The organism is Pseudomonas sp. 8209 (genome assembly GCF_028682105.1).
GTDB classification, from domain to species: Bacteria; Pseudomonadota; Gammaproteobacteria; order Pseudomonadales; family Pseudomonadaceae; genus Aquipseudomonas; species Aquipseudomonas palmensis.
Genome location: NZ_JANIAH010000004.1, coordinates 107766 through 123832, shown reverse-complemented (window position 1 = coordinate 123832; position 16067 = coordinate 107766). Strand labels below are relative to the sequence as shown.

Annotated in this window: 15 protein-coding genes; 4 read left to right on the top strand and 11 right to left on the bottom strand. The window is 63.0% G+C overall.

The window, feature by feature from the left end; translation table 11 throughout:
* Positions 1 to 3 precede the first annotated feature (3 nt).
* Positions 4 to 2658, top strand: a complete 2655-nt coding sequence (locus tag NP552_RS09750; RefSeq protein WP_196932503.1) for a DEAD/DEAH box helicase — start codon at positions 4 to 6, stop codon at positions 2656 to 2658.
* A gap of 73 nt (positions 2659 to 2731) precedes the next feature.
* Here NP552_RS09750 and nagZ read toward each other — a convergent pair whose 3' ends face one another.
* From nagZ to NP552_RS09735, 3 genes are read right to left on the bottom strand one after another with little or no spacing between them, the layout of a single operon-like run.
* Complete coding sequence (gene nagZ, locus NP552_RS09745; protein WP_196932531.1) at positions 2732 to 3730, bottom strand: beta-N-acetylhexosaminidase; 999 nt, start codon at positions 3728 to 3730, stop codon at positions 2732 to 2734.
* 22 nt (positions 3731 to 3752) lie between these two features.
* Positions 3753 to 4277 carry a L,D-transpeptidase gene (locus NP552_RS09740; RefSeq protein ID WP_196932504.1) on the bottom strand — a complete coding sequence of 175 codons (525 nt, stop codon included), beginning with the start codon at positions 4275 to 4277 and terminating at the stop codon, positions 3753 to 3755.
* A gap of 45 nt (positions 4278 to 4322) precedes the next feature.
* Positions 4323 to 5036 carry a TetR/AcrR family transcriptional regulator gene (locus tag NP552_RS09735; protein ID WP_043864562.1) on the bottom strand — a complete coding sequence of 238 codons (714 nt, stop codon included), beginning with the start codon at positions 5034 to 5036 and terminating at the stop codon, positions 4323 to 4325.
* Between the two features lie 228 nt (positions 5037 to 5264).
* Between NP552_RS09735 and lexA the strand changes: the two genes are divergently transcribed.
* Both lexA and sulA read left to right on the top strand, forming a co-directional pair.
* Positions 5265 to 5873: a transcriptional repressor LexA gene (gene lexA / locus NP552_RS09730; protein ID WP_043864563.1), complete on the top strand. Its 609-nt coding sequence runs from the start codon at positions 5265 to 5267 to the stop codon at positions 5871 to 5873.
* Between the two features lie 12 nt (positions 5874 to 5885).
* Entirely contained in the window at positions 5886 to 6368 is a 483-nt protein-coding gene (gene sulA / locus NP552_RS09725; protein ID WP_043864564.1) for an SOS-induced cell division inhibitor SulA, read from the top strand.
* 66 nt (positions 6369 to 6434) lie between these two features.
* On the opposite strand, the gene NP552_RS09720 is transcribed toward sulA, so the two are convergent.
* The 8 genes from NP552_RS09720 to NP552_RS09685 all read right to left on the bottom strand — a co-directional run bounded on the left by NP552_RS09720 (position 6435) and on the right by NP552_RS09685 (position 15491).
* Positions 6435 to 6671: a hypothetical protein gene (locus NP552_RS09720; RefSeq protein ID WP_043864565.1), complete on the bottom strand. Its 237-nt coding sequence runs from the start codon at positions 6669 to 6671 to the stop codon at positions 6435 to 6437.
* A 50-nt stretch (positions 6672 to 6721) separates the two neighbouring features.
* Entirely contained in the window at positions 6722 to 7243 is a 522-nt protein-coding gene (locus NP552_RS09715; RefSeq protein ID WP_196932505.1) for a DUF6586 family protein, read from the bottom strand.
* Positions 7244 to 7332: 89 nt separating this feature from the next.
* The gene (locus tag NP552_RS09710; RefSeq protein ID WP_274096680.1) at positions 7333 to 8085 is read right to left on the bottom strand and encodes an HAD-IB family hydrolase; all 753 of its coding nucleotides are present in this window, start codon (positions 8083 to 8085) and stop codon (positions 7333 to 7335) included.
* A 139-nt stretch (positions 8086 to 8224) separates the two neighbouring features.
* Positions 8225 to 10831, bottom strand: a complete 2607-nt coding sequence (gene topA / locus NP552_RS09705; protein ID WP_274096679.1) for a type I DNA topoisomerase — start codon at positions 10829 to 10831, stop codon at positions 8225 to 8227.
* A gap of 100 nt (positions 10832 to 10931) precedes the next feature.
* Positions 10932 to 11183: a DUF1653 domain-containing protein gene (locus NP552_RS09700; protein ID WP_043864568.1), complete on the bottom strand. Its 252-nt coding sequence runs from the start codon at positions 11181 to 11183 to the stop codon at positions 10932 to 10934.
* Positions 11184 to 11262: 79 nt separating this feature from the next.
* Positions 11263 to 12438 carry an acetyl-CoA C-acyltransferase FadA gene (fadA, locus tag NP552_RS09695; RefSeq protein ID WP_043864569.1) on the bottom strand — a complete coding sequence of 392 codons (1176 nt, stop codon included), beginning with the start codon at positions 12436 to 12438 and terminating at the stop codon, positions 11263 to 11265.
* Between the two features lie 29 nt (positions 12439 to 12467).
* On the bottom strand, positions 12468 to 14615 hold the full coding sequence (fadB, locus tag NP552_RS09690; protein ID WP_043864570.1) for a fatty acid oxidation complex subunit alpha FadB: 2148 nt from the start codon (positions 14613 to 14615) through the stop codon (positions 12468 to 12470).
* 438 nt (positions 14616 to 15053) lie between these two features.
* Entirely contained in the window at positions 15054 to 15491 is a 438-nt protein-coding gene (locus NP552_RS09685; protein ID WP_043864571.1) for a hypothetical protein, read from the bottom strand.
* A 108-nt stretch (positions 15492 to 15599) separates the two neighbouring features.
* Between NP552_RS09685 and NP552_RS09680 the strand changes: the two genes are divergently transcribed.
* Complete coding sequence (locus NP552_RS09680) at positions 15600 to 16043, top strand: universal stress protein (RefSeq protein ID WP_043864572.1); 444 nt, start codon at positions 15600 to 15602, stop codon at positions 16041 to 16043.
* Positions 16044 to 16067: the final 24 nt, after the last annotated feature.

The following is a 16067-nucleotide window of genomic DNA, read 5'->3' as shown; positions in this document are numbered from 1 at the left end:
GCCATGTCGACCACACTGCAGCGCGCGCTCAAGAGCAAGCTCTGGCGCGAACAATTCGGCCCCAAGACCCTCACCCGAGGGCTTGACTATGCAGACAACAAGCGCGTCAGGCTCGTTTCGGTTGACGACAAGGGCGCGACAACCCTGTGCCACGGGTCCGGCGGCAACCTCTACCGTCAGACCCTGCTGATCGAAGGCGACGTTCACCCCCTCCTGATCGCCACCTGCAGCTGCCCTGTCCGCCAGAACTGCAAGCATTGCGCAGCGGCGCTGTACACCCTGACGGAGCGGCTGACGGCCAACGACTTTCCGCCGCCTCCAGCCACGGCGACCTACCAGAACCAGGTCATCGAAAATGTACCGGCTGTTGCGCACCTCACCCTGGGCAGCTACGAATTCACCGCCTACATGCCCAAGACCGGCAAGATGCAGCGCCAGTTGCAACACCGTGCGGCACTGGCGTTCACCTATGACGGGCAGCGCACCAGCGACAAGAGCAGCAGCGAAGTCATCCGTATCGACGGCAACGTCCGCCAGCGTATCCAGCGTCAGCCAGACGCCGAAAAGGCGCTGCGCCAGACCTTGAAGAAAATGGGCTTCAGCGTTGCCACGCGCCAGAGCAAGGCGTTGCCCGACAGCGCCGGCGAAATGCTGCAGATGGCCGACGACCAGGCCTGGCTGCAGTTCGCCCGCACCGGCATCGATACCCTGCGTGCAGCCGGCTGGGAGGTGGAAGTGAGGCCCGACTTCGCCTTCAACCTGCATGACATCGACGACTGGTACGCCGATGTCGAGGAAGCGCCGGGGCGCGAATGGTTCGACCTGGAGCTGGGCATCGTGGTCAACGGCCAGCGCCACAGCCTGCTGCCGATCGTGCTGCACCTGCTGCGCAGCAACCCCGAACTGCTGCGCCCCAGCGAACTGGCCCGGCGCAGCGACGACGAGCACCTGCTGATCGACCTGAACCGCGCCCGCCATGACAGCCCGGCGCTGCGCGTGGCCTTGCCCTACGCACGCATCAAGCCGCTGATGGCCACCCTGGGCGAGCTGTACCTGGGCAATGACAGCGGGCCTTCGCTGCGCCTGGCAGCGCCGGATGCCGCGCGCCTGAGCAGCATCGACGACATGGCGCTGACCTGGCGCGGCGGCGACCGGGTACGCGACTTTGCCCGCCGCCTGCGCGAGTCCAGGCGTACCGACATCGCCGCCCCCGAGGGCCTGAACGCCACGCTGCGACCCTACCAGCTCGAAGGCCTGAACTGGTTGCAGACCCTGCGCGAACTGGAGGTCGGCGGGATCCTGGGCGATGACATGGGCCTGGGCAAGACCCTGCAGACCCTGGCGCACCTGCTCACCGAAAAGAACGCGGGGCGCCTGCAGCGCCCTGCCCTGGCCGTGATGCCGACCAGCCTGATCCCCAACTGGCTCGACGAAGCGCAGCACTTCACCCCGCAGCTGCGCGTGCTGGCCCTGCATGGCCCCGGCCGCACCCGACACTTCGCCGACCTTGACCAGTACGACCTGGTACTGACCACCTACGCCCTGCTGCCCCGCGACCTGGCTCACTTCACCGCGCAGCCCTGGCACCTGCTGATTCTGGATGAAGCGCAGAACATCAAGAACGCCAACAGCAAGGCCGCCGAAGCGGCGCGCGAGATCCAGGCCAACCAGCGCCTGTGCCTGACCGGCACACCGATGGAAAACAACCTGGGCGAACTGTGGTCGATCTTCCACTTCCTGCTACCCGGCTGGCTGGGCGACAGCAAGGCCTTCAGCCGCGATTACCGCACCCCTGTCGAACGCCATGGCGACGTCGAGCGCATGGCGCATCTTGCCGCGCGCATCAAGCCATTCCTGCTGCGCCGCACCAAGGAACAGGTGGCCCGCGAACTGCCGGCCAAGACCGAGATCGTGCATTGGGTGGAGCTGAGCGACGCGCAGCGCGACACCTACGAAACGGTGCGGGTGGCGATGGACAGGAAGGTCCGCGAGGAAATCACCCGCAACGGCGCGGCGCGCAGCCAGATCGTGATTCTGGATGCGTTGCTCAAGCTGCGTCAGGTGTGCTGCGATCTGCGCCTGGTCAAAAGCATTGCGCCAAGAACCACCCATTCGGACAAGGGCAAGCTGGGCAGCCTGATGCAGATGCTCGACGAACTGCTCAGCGAAGGGCGACGCATCCTGCTGTTCTCGCAGTTCACCTCGATGCTCGAACTGATCGAGCAGGAGCTGCACAAGCGTGGCGTCCGCTACAGCCTGCTGACCGGTGAAACCCGCGACCGGCGCACCCCGGTGCAGCAGTTCCAGAGCCTGCAGACGCCACTGTTTCTGATCAGCCTCAAAGCGGGCGGCACCGGCCTCAACCTCACCGCGGCCGACACGGTGATCCACTATGACCCGTGGTGGAACCCGGCCACCGAAAACCAGGCCACGGACCGCGCCTACCGCATCGGCCAGGACAAGCCGGTGTTCGTCTACAAGCTGATTACACGGGGCACGGTGGAAGAGAAGATCCAGAAGTTGCAACAGGAGAAGGCAGCGCTGGCTGCAGGCTTGCTGGAGGGGCGTCAGGCGGGGGACTGGAAGCTGGCGGATGAAGACATTGATGCGCTGTTTGCGCCGTTGCCCGGGAAGCGGCAGGCCGCGAAATCCAGTTGAGCCTTTCGCCGGCAAGGCCGGCTCCTACAGGTATCGCAGCACCTGCAGGAGCCGGCCTTGCCGGCGCAGGACCTCAGTCGATCAGTTGCGCATCCCTCAGCGCGCCAAGCGCCTCCAGCCAGCGGGGCTGCTGGCGGTAGTCGGTACGCGCAAAACCCTGCCCGCGCATCTGCGCGATCCGCGGCGACGGCCTCACCCTCAACCGCTGCGCCGCCGACAACGCAAGCTCGGCAGCCGCCCGATCATTGCACACCAGGCCCATGTCGCAACCGGCACTCAGCGCCGCCTCGATACGGCTGGCGGCGTCCCCCACCACATGCGCACCGGCCATCGACAGGTCATCGCTGAAGATCACCCCATCAAAGCCCAACTCGCCACGCAGAATCTCCTGCAGCCAGCGCCGCGAGAAGCCGGCCGGCTGGTTATCGACCTGTGGATAGATCACGTGCGCCGGCATCACTGCCGCCAGTTGCCCGCTCAGGCGCGTGAACGGCACCAGGTCGGCTGCGCGGATCTGCTCCAGGCTGCGCTCGTCGGTGGGTATCGCCACATGCGAATCCGCCTCGGCCCAGCCATGCCCCGGGAAGTGCTTGCCGCAGGCCGCCATGCCCGCCGCGTTCATGCCGCGAATGAAGGCACCGGCAAGCAAGGTGGCGCGCTGCGGGTCACCCTCGAAGGCGCGACTGCCAACCACCGCGCTGCGCTGGTGGTCAAGGTCCAGCACCGGGGCAAAGCTCAAGTCGAGCCCTACCGCCAGCACTTCGGTTGCCATCAGCCAGCCGCAGTGTTCGGCCAGGCGCTCGGCATTGGGGTTGTCTGCAATCGCACGCATCGCGGGCAAGCGCACGAAGCCCTGGCGCAGGCGCTGTACGCGACCACCCTCCTGGTCCACGGCCAGGATCAGGTCCGGGCGCACGGCACGGATAGACGCACTCAGTTCGCGCACCTGGCGCGGGCATTCGATGTTGCGGGCAAAGATGATCAGGCCGGCCACTTCGGGCTGACGCAGCAGGTGGCGGTCTTCGGCAGTCAGCCAGGTGCCGGCCACGTCGACCATCAGGGAGCCTTGCAGGCGGGTACTCATAAATGATCCTTCAGTTGAGGGGCGCGCTCGCCCACTGGGGGCAGGCGGCTTCTTCGATCTGTACCGAGCAATGCACAGGCACCCGGTCGAACAGCGCTACCAGGTCGGCGTTGCGCAGGCGTATGCAGCCGTGGGACAACGGCACACCCATGGGTTCGCTGTCGGGCGTGCCGTGCAGGTAGATATAGCGGCGGAACGTATCCACGGGCCCGAGGCGGTTGCGCCCCGGCTCGCGACCGCTGAGCCAGAGAATGCGCGAGAGAATCCAGTCGCGCCCAGGGAACTGCGCGTGCAGGTCGGGCGTCCAGACCTCGCCGGTCCAGCGACGCCCGCGCAGCACCGCGCCCTGGGGCAGGCCGGCGCCGATCTTCGCACGCACCTGATGCAGCCCGCGCGGTGTACAACCGGAGCCGTTGTGCTCGCCCGGGCCATTGAGTGCGGTGGACACCGCAAGACGCACCGCCAGTCGCCCCTGGGCGAACCCATAAAGGCACTGGTCGGCGATGGAAATGTGCAGCAAATCGAGAATAGGCATGGGCGCTAGCTTAGCCGAAGCCGGCTGTGCCGCCCAGCCGGGGAATCAGGCCTTTGCCGGTACCGGGGCGTGGCTGGTCTTGCTGCGCGGACGCAACTGCGCCGCCGCCATCGCCTCGTCCGTGACCCCGCTGTCGGCACGCATGCCGGCGGCCAGGAACGGCACCATCAGGCGCATGACCTGCTCGATCGAGGTATTGACCCCGAAATCGGTCTCGGCAATCGCGCGCAGGGCCTTGATGCCCGACATGCTGAACGCTGCAGCGCCGAGCATGAAATGCACGCGCCAGAACAGTTCGAGGGGAGGAATCTGCGGCGCGGCCTCGTTGACCAGCAGCATGTAGCGGCGGAACACCTTGCCGTACATGTCTTCGAGGTAACGACGCAGGTGGCCCTGGCTCTGGCTGAAGGCCAGGCCCAGCAGGCGCATGAAGATCGACAGGTCATTGCCGCTGCGCGGCTGCACCACCAGCGCCTGCTCGACCAGCATCTCCAGCAGTTCTTCAAGGCTGGGCTTGTGCTCGGGGCGCGCCTGGCGCCGCTCGAGCTCACGCTCCAGGCTCTGGCAGAACGGCCCTAGAAAACGCGAGAAGACCGCCTGGATCAGCGCCTTCTTCGAACCGAAATGGTAGTTCACCGCCGCCAGGTTGACGCCGGCCTTGCTGGTGATCAGCCGCAATGAGGTTTCGGCAAAACCTTTTTCCGCGAACAGCTGCTCGGCAGCATCGAGAATGCGTTCAACGGTTTCCGACTGGGCCATGACTACTCCGCGAGACAAACACTTGTTTGAAACATACGTTTCAAGGCAGGGTTCTGTCAAGTACGCACGGGCGTTTTGTGCCCGGCCGGTCATGGTATTGAAGGCAGCGACAAGCCACAAGCCGGAAGCGGCAGGCAGCTGCGGGCATGCCTGGAGCTTGCCGCTTGTAGCTTGCCGCTATCACTGTATATAATCCCAGTCACTGTATAAAAAGACAGAGCGATCGACATGCTAAAACTGACGCCACGCCAAGCTGAGATTCTGGCTTTCATCAAGCGCTGCCTCGAAGACAACGGCTTCCCGCCCACCCGCGCGGAAATCGCCCAGGAACTGGGGTTCAAATCCCCCAACGCCGCCGAAGAGCATCTGAAGGCACTGGCCCGCAAGGGTGCAATCGAGATGACCCCTGGTGCCTCGCGCGGCATCCGCATTCCGGGGCTCGAGAGCAAGCCCGATGAAAACGCCCTGCCCATCATTGGCCGCGTGGCTGCGGGTGCCCCTATCCTCGCCCAGCAGCACATCGAGGAATCCTGCGCCATCAACCCGGCCTTCTTCCACCCCCGCGCCGACTACCTGCTGCGCGTGCACGGCATGAGCATGAAGGACGTCGGCATCGTCGACGGCGACCTGCTGGCCGTACACACCTGCCGCGAAGCGCGCAATGGTCAGATCGTCGTAGCCCGCCTGGGTGACGAAGTCACGGTCAAGCGCTTCAAACGGGAAGGCAACAAGGTCTGGCTGATCGCCGAGAACCCCGAATTCGCCCCTATCGAAGTCAACCTGAAAGAGCAGGACCTGGTCATCGAGGGCTTGAGCGTCGGCGTTATCCGCCGCTAATAAGGAGGCGTCATGCAGTTCCCCCACGCACCACAGCAAGCACAGTTGCCCTTGTTCGAAGCATTCCTGGCCCAGCCGGTACTGCCGCGGGTCAAAACCAGGCAGCCCGCCCGGCAAAGCAACAAGCCGCAGGCATTCAGCGAGCTGTCCTTGCGTGGCGCGCTGGAGCACTGCCAAAGCCTGCTGGCACCGGTGCTACGCGACCTGAGCGAACTGAGTGAAGAGCATGACGCCCGCTGGCTTACCCTGATCGCCCCGCCCGGCAGCCTTACCCAGGCCTGGCTGAGGGACGCAGGGCTCAACCGCGAACGCATACTGCTGCTGCAGCCTCGCGGCAACCAGAGTGCGCTGCAACTGGCCTGTGATGCCCTGCGCCTGGGGCGCAGCCATACGGTGGTCACCTGGTTCAATCCGGTCAGCAACGGCGCCCGCCTGCAACTGACCAATGCTGCCCGTGCGGGTGACGCACAAAGCCTGAATATCCGCCTGGGCTGATACTCGCTGAACGCTCGAAGGGTATGCAGCAGGCTTCCTCAGGACGAGGAAGCCGGATACTGACGGTCAGTGCAGAACCCGTGGGCCTGCATGTTCCTGTTCGATCTCGCCTTCAACCAACTTGCCGGCCATCTGCACACCAACGCTGAGCATGGCCTTGGCCACCTCGACGTGTTGGCCCTGCAGGAACGCCTTGGCATCTTCCGAAAAATCCAGGGTTACCAACGACCCCTCGTCCTCGGCGCGGCGCAACTCGATGCGACCGTCAGGCAACTCTACAATTTCTAGAAAGGACGTGGGCATAAAAGACTGTTCTCCAGGAAAGGCCGGCATTGTACCAGCCACTGGCAGGATCAGCACTCACTCAGACCTTCGCGAAAACGCACCACGAGGCGTTTGAGATTCTGCCGCCAGCTCTCCAGTTCTTCGCGCGACAGCGCTGGCGCCTCGGGTTCATCCAGGCTCACGGCCTGAATCAACGGTTGGGTCACATCACCTTTGGGCGCCTTGGTCGCGACAGGTGGTCGGAACAAATCGGCATAAGCCCTGAGCAGTTGCGCCAGCCAGGTTTCAGGCTGCTCGGCGAGTTCGACCAGTTCAGCCAGCTCGGGAATGGCAATGGTCGCCAGTACTTCACGGCTCAGCAGTTGCTCGGCACGCAGCGCGGTTGCCTGGGGCAAGCGATAATAGCCACCGATCTCATGACACAGCCCCAACAGCGCACCATACAGGTGAAACAGCGCAGACTCCCGCTCGGCCTGGGTCTGCGCCTGGGCGTTCATGGCGCGACTGTCCTGCGCCTTGCCCAGTGCCTCCAGGGCCAGACCGGCGAAATAGATCTTCTGGTTGGTACGGGTATAGAGTTCCTGGGCCATCGAGGCGCGCTCCGAGGGAGTGTGAGGCGGGGGCTCAGTTTCTGTGATGGATCGCAGGCACGCAAGCTGAATCACCGCAGGCGTGAGGCTCAACCGCCCTTGCGGTCATCGTTGCGCGGCAAACCGCCAACCGTGGTTGCAGCCGACTCTTTCGACGTGGCCGGGGTGACCGGGCCGTAGATCTTTTCGACGCGCAGGCGGCCACGCTGCCACGCGGGATGAAAGTGCCGCCAGTGTGCGTCCTGAGCCGCGGCCAGCAGCTCATGGTCGCCCCGCGTGTCGCCCCAGGCGCGCATGCGGTACTGCGTCAGCACCCCGTAAACCGCCTCCAGGCGCAGAACCTTGGCTTCGCAGCGGCAATTGTCGCCACTGATCCTGCCGGTCAGCACGCCATCGATCACTTCCAGCTCGGTACCGATCAGCTTGATGCCCAACTGTTCGGCAAAGGGCTTGAGCACCAGCGCCGGCGATGCCGAACAGATCGTCACCTCGGCACCAGAGGCCAGTTCCTGTTTCACCGAAATCACGCCCTGCGGGCGCATGAGCCGGGTCCACGCCTGCGACTTGAACGCCACCGCCCTCTGCGCGACCCATTGCTCTTTCACACCCGCAAGAAACGTCTGGATCAACTGGGCCTTGAGTTCATCGCGGCTGATCCGCCGCCCCATATAGCGCAGGCTTGGCCAGATCATCCGCAGCATGCGGCGAGCAAAAAAGCCGTTGCCGAAAGCGAACCTCAAAAAAGGTACAAAGCTGTCACGGCGGGTCAGCGTGCCATCGAAATCGAACACCGACAGGATTCTGGCCGACTGCGGCCCTGCTTCCAACATTTCCTGACTCATCTGCTTGCCTCTGCTCGATGGTGTACAGCCCTGGCGGAGAAACGTCCCGATCAAACCTCACAACCGTTCGCTGACCTGACTAAAAAAAAGGCTGCGTCCAGGATCACCAGATGCAGCCTCTTGTAGCCGATTCTATCGCTTAGCGCTTGTCTTCCACCTTCCACGCCTTGCCGTCATAGAACGCTCGCCAGCCGGTCGGCTTGCCGTCGACCTCGGTCTGCACATACTGCTCCTTGGTCTTGCGGCTGTAGCGGATCACCGTAGGGCGACCGTCCGGGTCCTTCTTCGGCGCCTCACAGAGGAAGTGATACTTCGGATCGATCTCGTCCTTGTGCGGCACGATCTCCATCACCAGGGGGGCGCGGGTCTCGCGGTTCTTCGGGAACTGGCTGGCGGCCAGGAACAGGCCCGAAGCCCCGTCACGCAACACATAGGTGTCGTTGACCTTCTCGCACTTGAGCTCGGGCATCTTCACCGCGTCCATCTTCGGCGGCGCCGCCTCGCCGCTCTTGAGCAGCTTGCGGGTGTTCTTGCACTCCGGGTTGGTACAGCCGAAGAACTTGCCGAAACGACCGGTCTTGAGCTGCATCTCGCTGCCGCACTTGTCACACTCAAGGCTCGGGCCCTCGTAGCCCTTGATGCGGTAGCTGCCTTCCTCGATCTCGTAGCCCGTGCAATCGGGGTTGTTGCCGCAGATGTGCAGCTTGTGTTTCTCGTCGAGCAGATAGGCGTCCATCGCCGTGGCGCAGATCGGGCAGCGGTGCTTGCCCAACAGCACGCGCGACTCGGACTCGCCCTCGTCGTCGGCGGCAATCTCGTCACCTGGCACCAGGTTCACGGTGGCCTTGCAACGCTCTTTGGGCGGCAGGCTGTAGCCCGAGCAACCGAGGAACACGCCCGTGGAGGCTGTGCGGATCATCATGTGCCTGCCGCATTCCTTGCAGGCAATGTTGGTCGGGGTCGGCTGGTTGGCACGCATGCCCTTTTCGGCATCTTCAGCCAGTTGCAGCTTCTTGCTGAAGTCGCCGTAGAACTCGTCCAGCACGTTTTTCCAGTCGCGCTCGCCCTGGGCCACATCGTCGAGGTTCTCTTCCATGCCGGCGGTGAAGCCGTAGTCCATCAGGTTGGAAAAGCTCTCGGACAGACGCTCGGTCACGATGTCGCCCATCTTCTCGGAGTAGAAGCGGCGGTTGTGCAGGGTCACATAGCCACGGTCCTGGATGGTGGAGATGATCGCCGCGTAGGTGGATGGGCGACCGATACCGCGTTTTTCCATTTCCTTGACCAGGCTCGCTTCCGAGAAACGTGCCGGCGGCTTGGTGAAGTGCTGGCTCGGGTCGAGCTTGATGAGCTTGAGCACTTCGCCCTGGTTCATTTCCGGCAGTACATCGTCATCGCCCGGCTTGCTCTGCTGCGGCAACACACGGGTGTAACCGTCGAACTTGAGGATACGGCCCTTGGCACGCAACTCGAACTCGCCCGCCGTGACGCTGACGGTGGTCGACAGGTACTGCGCCGGCGGCATCTGGCAGGCCAGGAACTGGCGCCAGATCAGCTCGTACAGGCGCTCGGCATCACGCTCCATGCCGCTGAGCTTGGTCGGGTGCGTGGCCACGTCCGAAGGTCGGATCGCTTCGTGCGCTTCCTGTGCGCCTTCCTTGCTGCCGTAGACGATCGGCGCTTCTGGCAGGTACTTCTTGCCGAACTCGCTTTCGATGTAGCTGCGCGCCATTTCCACCGCATCGACCGACAGGTTGGTCGAGTCGGTACGCATGTAGGTGATGTAGCCGGCTTCGTACAGACGCTGGGCCATCATCATGGTCTTCTTCACGCCGAAGCCGAGGCGATTGCTCGCCGCCTGCTGCAGGGTCGAGGTGATGAACGGCGCCGAGGGCTTGCTGCTGGTCGGGCGGTCTTCACGCTTGGCAATGGTGTAGCTGGAAGCCTTGAGCTTCTCCAGCGCGGCCATGGCCTGGGCTTCGTTGAGCGGCTTGAAGGCCTCGCCGTTCTGGCGAGCCACCTCGAAGCGCACCTTGGCTTCCTTGGCAGTACCCAGGTCGGCGTGCACTTCCCAGTACTCTTCGGGGATGAATGCGCGAATCTCGCGCTCACGCTCCACCACCAGCTTCACGGCCACCGACTGCACCCGGCCGGCCGACAGGCCACGGGCAATCTTCTGCCACAGCAGTGGCGAGACCATGTAGCCCACCACGCGGTCGAGGAAGCGACGCGCCTGCTGTGCATTGACACGGTCGATGTCCAGCTCGCCCGGCTGGGAGAAGGCCTCCTGGATGGCCTTCTTGGTGATTTCGTTGAACACCACGCGCTTGTAGCGGCTGTCATCCCCACCGATGGCTTCGCGCAGGTGCCAGGCAATGGCTTCCCCCTCGCGATCCAAGTCGGTTGCGAGATAGATGGTGTCGGCATCCTTGGCCAGGCGGCGCAACTCCTCGATGACCTTTTCCTTGCCCGGAAGGATCTCGTACTTGGCCTTCCAGCCGTGGTCCGGGTCGACGCCCATGCGCGCCACCAGTTGCTTGCGCGCCTTTTCTTTCGGCGACAGCGCGGGTGCCTCGCCGGCAGCAGCCTTGCCGCGCTTGGCAGCAGGCTCCTTGCTGGCGGAACCGCTGGTGGGCAGGTCTCGGATATGGCCGATACTCGACTTCACCACGTACTGGTTGCCCAGGTACTTGTTGATGGTCTTGGCCTTAGCCGGGGATTCCACAATGACCAGCGATTTGCCCATGGATCGGAAAATTCCTGAATAACGAAAATAAAAACACGGCAGGTACCTGACGTGGCACCGCTATATATAGTGGCAACAGAGTGAGGTCAAGCGCCGAAGGTTAGCCCACTTGCGCATCGGCACGCGAAAACCGCTCGGGTTCGGCCTCGACCAAAGCAAAGCGCGGCACGTGCTCGCCGTCAACCTCGACCGACTCGGTGAACATCGAAAGCGGGCGTACCCACAGGCCGAAATCGCCGTACAGGGCCTGGTAGAACACCACCCACTCCTCGGTCTCGGAATGGCGCGCGGCACCGAATACACGATACTCAGGCCCTTTGTAATGCCGGTATACGCCTGGTTGTATCTGCATGCTGCCAACCCTCTTGAAAAAAAATCTGCAAAAAGCAAAAAACCGGGGCACAAGGCCCCGGCTTCCGACAACGAAACGCTTAGATGCGTTCGAAGACGGTGGTGATCCCCTGACCAAGGCCGACGCACATGGTCGAAACACCCAGGGTACCGCCATTCTGCTTCATGACATTGAGCAGAGTGCCGGAAATCCGCGCACCGGAGCAACCGAAAGGGTGACCCAGGGCGATTGCGCCGCCGTGCAGGTTAACCTTCTCATCCATCTTGTCGAGCACTTTCAGATCCTTGAGCACCGGCAGGGCCTGTGCAGCGAAGGCTTCGTTGAGCTCGAAGAAGTCGATATCGGCAATGCTCAGGCCCGCACGCTTGAGGGCTTTCTGGGTTGCCGGCACCGGGCCGTAGCCCATGATCGCAGGGTCCACGCCGGCCACCGCCATCGAGCGGATCACCGCCAGCGGCTGGATGCCCAGGTCCTGGGCACGCTGGGCCGACATCACGATCATGCACGAGGCGCCGTCGGTGATCTGCGAGGAGGTACCCGCTGTCACGGTGCCGCCCTTGGGGTTGAACGCCGGCTTCAACGCCGCCAGGCTTTCCAGGGTGGTGTCCGGGCGAATGGTTTCGTCGTAGTCGAAGACCTTGAGGAAGCCGTTCTCGTCATAGCCCTGCATCGGGATGATTTCGTCCTTGAACTTGCCTTCGACCGTCGCCTTGTGGGCGAGCTGGTGCGAACGCAGACCGAAGGCGTCCTGCTGCTCACGGCTGATGCCATGCATCTTGCCCAGCATCTCGGCGGTCAGGCCCATCATGCCCGAGGCCTTGGCCGCATACAGCGACATGTGCGGGTTGGGGTCCACGCCGTGCATCATGCTCACGTGGCCCATGTGCTCGACACCGCCGACCACGAATACATCGCCGTTGCCGGTCATGATCGCCTGGGCGGCCGTGTGCAGCGCGCTCATCGACGAACCGCACAGGCGGCTGACAGTCTGGCCGGCCGCAGTGTGCGGGATCTGGGTCATCAGCGAAGCCATGCGCGCGATGTTCCAGCCCTGCTCCAGGGTCTGGTTCACGCAGCCCCAGATCACGTCCTCGACTTCACTCGGGTCGACCTTGACGTTGCGCTCCAGCAGCTTGCTGATCAGGTGCGCCGACATGTCTTCGGCGCGGGTGTTGCGGTGCATGCCGCCCTTGGAGCGGCCCATCGGCGTACGACCGAAGTCGACGATCACGACGTCTCTTGGATTCAAGCTCATACAATATTCTCGCTCTAGTCGTTGGGCGCTTAACCGAAGAAGCTCTGGCCGTTCTTGGCCATCTCGCGCAGCTTCTCGGTGGGGTGGTACAGCGCGCCCAGGTCGGCGTACTGGTCAGCCAGGGCAACGAACGCAGCCACACCGATCGAATCGATGTAGCGCAGTGCACCGCCACGGAACGGAGGGAAACCGATGCCGTAGACCAGGCCCATGTCGGCCTCGGCCGCCGTCTCGACGATGCCGTCTTCCAGGCAGCGCACGGTCTCCAGGCACAGCGGGATCATCATCCAGTTGATGATGTCCTCGTCGCTGACTTCACGCTGCTCGTAGACGATCGGCTTGAGCACTTCGAGCACCGACGGGTCGGCAACCTTCTTCTGCTTGCCGCGCTTGTCGGCCTCGTAGGCATAGAAACCCTTGCCGTTCTTCTGGCCCAGGCGCTTGGCTTCGTAGAGCACGTCGATGGCCGAGCGACGGTCATCCTTCATGCGGTCCGGGAAGCCCTCGGCCATCACGTCGCGGCCGTGGTGGCCGGTGTCGATGCCGACCACGTCCATCAGGTACGCCGGGCCCATCGGCCAGCCGAATTTTTCCATGATCTTGTCGATGCGCACGAAGTCCACACCGGCGCTCACCAGCTTGGCGAAACCGCCGAAGTACGGGAACAGCACGCGGTTGACCAGAAAGCCCGGGCAGTCGTTGACCACGATCGGGTTCTTGCCCATCTTCTTGGCGTAGGCAACGGTAGTGGCCACCGCCAGTTCGCTGGACTTCTCGCCACGGATCACTTCCACCAGCGGCATCATGTGCACCGGGTTGAAGAAGTGCATGCCGACGAAATTTTCCGGACGCTTGAGGGCCTTGGCCAGCAGGCTGATGGAAATGGTCGAGGTGTTGGAAGCCAGGATGGTGTCCGCCTTGACCTGGTCTTCGACCTCGGCCAGCACGGCCTGCTTGACCTTGGGGTTTTCGACCACGGCTTCCACCACCAGGTCCACATGACCGAAGTCGCCGTAGGACAGGGTCGGACGGATGCCGTTGAGCACTTCAGCCATTTTCGCGGCGGTCATGCGGCCCTTGTCGACGCGGCTGACCAGCAGCTTGGCGGCTTCGGCCAGGCCCTGCTCGATACCGTGCTCGTTGATGTCCTTCATCAGGATCGGCGTGCCTTTGGAGGCCGACTGATAGGCGATGCCGCCACCCATGATGCCGGCACCGAGTACGGCGGCCTGCTTCACGTCCTGGGCGATCTCGTCGTAGGCCTTGGCCTTTTTCTTCAGTTCCTGATCGTTCAGGAACAGGCCGATCAGGCTCTGGGCTGCCGAGGTCTTGGCCAGCTTGACGAAGCCGGCGGCTTCGACTTCCAGCGCTTTGTCACGCCCGAAGTTGGCGGCTTTCTGAATGGTCTTGATGGCTTCGACCGGCGCCGGATAGTTCGGGCCTGCCTGACCTGCCACGAAACCCTTGGCGGTCTCGAAGGCCATCATCTGCTCGATGGCGTTGAGCTTGAGCTTTTCCAGCTTCGGCTGGCGCTTGGCCTTGTGGTCGAGCTCGCCGCTGATGGCGCGCTTGATCAGTTCCAGGGCAGCTTCCTGAAGTTTCTCCGGGACCACCACTGCATCGACGGCACCGACTTTCAGTGCGTCTTCAGGGCGGTTCTCCTTGCCGGCGGCAATCCATTCGATGGCATTGTCGGCGCCGATCAGGCGCGGCAGGCGTACGGTACCGCCGAAGCCCGGGTAGATGCCCAGCTTGACTTCAGGCAGGCCGATCTTGGCCTTGGTCGACATGACGCGGAAGTCGGCCGCCAGGCACATTTCCAGGCCGCCACCCAGCGCGATGCCGTTGATGGCGGCAACAGTCGGTACATCGAGATCTTCGAAATCGCTGAAGATTCTGTTGGCTTCGAGGTTGCCTGCAACCAGCTCCGCATCCGGCAGCTTGAAGTTGTCGACGAATTCGGTGATGTCGGCGCCGACAATGAACACGTCCTTGCCGCTGCTGACGATCACACCTTTGATCGACGCATCTGCCTTGATGGTGTCTACGGCCTGACGCAATTCATTCAGGGTAAGACGGTTGAACTTGTTGACGGACTCACCCTTGAGGTCGAACTTCAGTTCGACGATGCCGCTTTCAAGAGCCTTAACCGTGATGGCTTTACCTTCGTAAATCATCAACTGATCTCCACGATATGGAAGCTGAACTGTACACGCCGAACGCTGGCACGAAATTCGGCACCAGGCACACCCGTCAGCGCGATAGTCGGGATTCTGCGAGCGTCATGTGACATACAAACGCTCAATTCATACGCCCGTTTGATTTGGGTACGGACACATTCACCGAAAAGCCTGCCGTTGTCAAATACCCAAAAGCACGAGCAAAACGCGACTTTACGGTCATTTTGAGCGAAGGGGTGCGGGTTCAGCCTGTAGGTGATTGGCCATCATTCATGCAGGTGATCGGCCATGGATACGCACGAGAGAGGCGGCGAAGGGATAAAGCGCAGCTACACTGAGGGCATCGAAGAAGTTTCCGGCCTGCCTGGCCTTTTTTATTCAGTTGCCGGCCCCGCCATGGGGCTGGCCCTGGCGGTCAATCACACGACTCACGGGTCACGCCAGCGCCTTGAGCAACCGGGCAATGTCCTGCAACGCTGCGGCATCCCCCTTCTCTCCCCAGCACAACGCGATCATCTGCGGGTTGGCCTCGACCTTGTAGACACTCGCCGGCAGGCGCGACAGGTGCTCGAGCACGCGCGCATCTTCGCAGGGCTCGCGCCACTGGTTGAGCCACACCCCTGGTGTCACCTGCCAGTAGCTCCAGCTGTCGGCATGCCCGCGACGGCGCGCGCAATGATACTGCGCGCAGGTATGCGGCGGCTCTTCGGGCAGCCAGTGCGGCCAGGTCTGCGGGGTGAGCTGCATGGCCAGCCCCATGCGCCGCGCCTCCAGGCGCAGGGCCATGCGCCCGCTGGTGCGACGCGAGGGCAACAGCCAGACCATGGGGCTGAGCATCAGCGCAAGGATTGACACTACTACCCAGAACGTCATATCTGTTATTCCTATAAAGACTTTGCAAATGAGCTGGTTAGCCGACATCGATGCGATCAGCCTGAAACCGACCATACTTTAACTATCGCGATTGTCAGGAGAGCCCTCATGCCCTACGAACACATTCTGGTCGCCGTCGACCTGACCGAAGAATGCGACCCTGTGATCAAGCGCGCTCGCGAGCTGGCCACGCCCAACGGCACCAAGGTTTCCCTGGTACATATCGTCGAGCCCATGGCCATGGCCTTCGGCGGCGACGTGCCGATGGACCTGTCGCAACTGCAGCAGCAACAGTTCGACCAGGCCAAGGAGCGCATGGACCGCCTGTTCAACAAGTATCCGGAGATCAACCGCGGCGATTCCCACCTGACCTACGGCCAGCCTCGCCAGGAGATTCACCAGTTGGCCAAGGACCAAAAGTGCGACCTGATCGTGGTCGGCAGCCATGGCCGCCACGGCCTGGCGCTGCTGCTGGGCTCCACCGCCAATGACGTGCTGCACGGCGCACCGTGCGATGTGCTGGCGGTACGCCTGCAGAAGAAGGCCGACTGATACCAGAAGGCCCGCTGTTGGACA

Coding starts and splice junctions, on each gene's coding strand:
- NP552_RS09700 (WP_043864568.1), bottom strand. CDS start 11,183: ATGCAGATACAACCAGGCGTATACCGGCATTACAAAGGGCCTGAGTAT.
- NP552_RS09715 (WP_196932505.1), bottom strand. CDS start 7,243: ATGGCCCAGGAACTCTATACCCGTACCAACCAGAAGATCTATTTCGCC.
- NP552_RS09735 (WP_043864562.1), bottom strand. CDS start 5,036: ATGGCCCAGTCGGAAACCGTTGAACGCATTCTCGATGCTGCCGAGCAG.
- NP552_RS09740 (WP_196932504.1), bottom strand. CDS start 4,277: ATGCCTATTCTCGATTTGCTGCACATTTCCATCGCCGACCAGTGCCTT.
- fadA (WP_043864569.1), bottom strand. CDS start 12,438: ATGAGCTTGAATCCAAGAGACGTCGTGATCGTCGACTTCGGTCGTACG.
- NP552_RS09710 (WP_274096680.1), bottom strand. CDS start 8,085: ATGAGTCAGGAAATGTTGGAAGCAGGGCCGCAGTCGGCCAGAATCCTG.
- sulA (WP_043864564.1), top strand. CDS start 5,886: ATGCAGTTCCCCCACGCACCACAGCAAGCACAGTTGCCCTTGTTCGAA.
- NP552_RS09685 (WP_043864571.1), bottom strand. CDS start 15,491: ATGACGTTCTGGGTAGTAGTGTCAATCCTTGCGCTGATGCTCAGCCCC.
- fadB (WP_043864570.1), bottom strand. CDS start 14,615: ATGATTTACGAAGGTAAAGCCATCACGGTTAAGGCTCTTGAAAGCGGC.
- topA (WP_274096679.1), bottom strand. CDS start 10,831: ATGGGCAAATCGCTGGTCATTGTGGAATCCCCGGCTAAGGCCAAGACC.
- NP552_RS09720 (WP_043864565.1), bottom strand. CDS start 6,671: ATGCCCACGTCCTTTCTAGAAATTGTAGAGTTGCCTGACGGTCGCATC.
- NP552_RS09750 (WP_196932503.1), top strand. CDS start 4: ATGTCGACCACACTGCAGCGCGCGCTCAAGAGCAAGCTCTGGCGCGAA.
- NP552_RS09680 (WP_043864572.1), top strand. CDS start 15,600: ATGCCCTACGAACACATTCTGGTCGCCGTCGACCTGACCGAAGAATGC.
- lexA (WP_043864563.1), top strand. CDS start 5,265: ATGCTAAAACTGACGCCACGCCAAGCTGAGATTCTGGCTTTCATCAAG.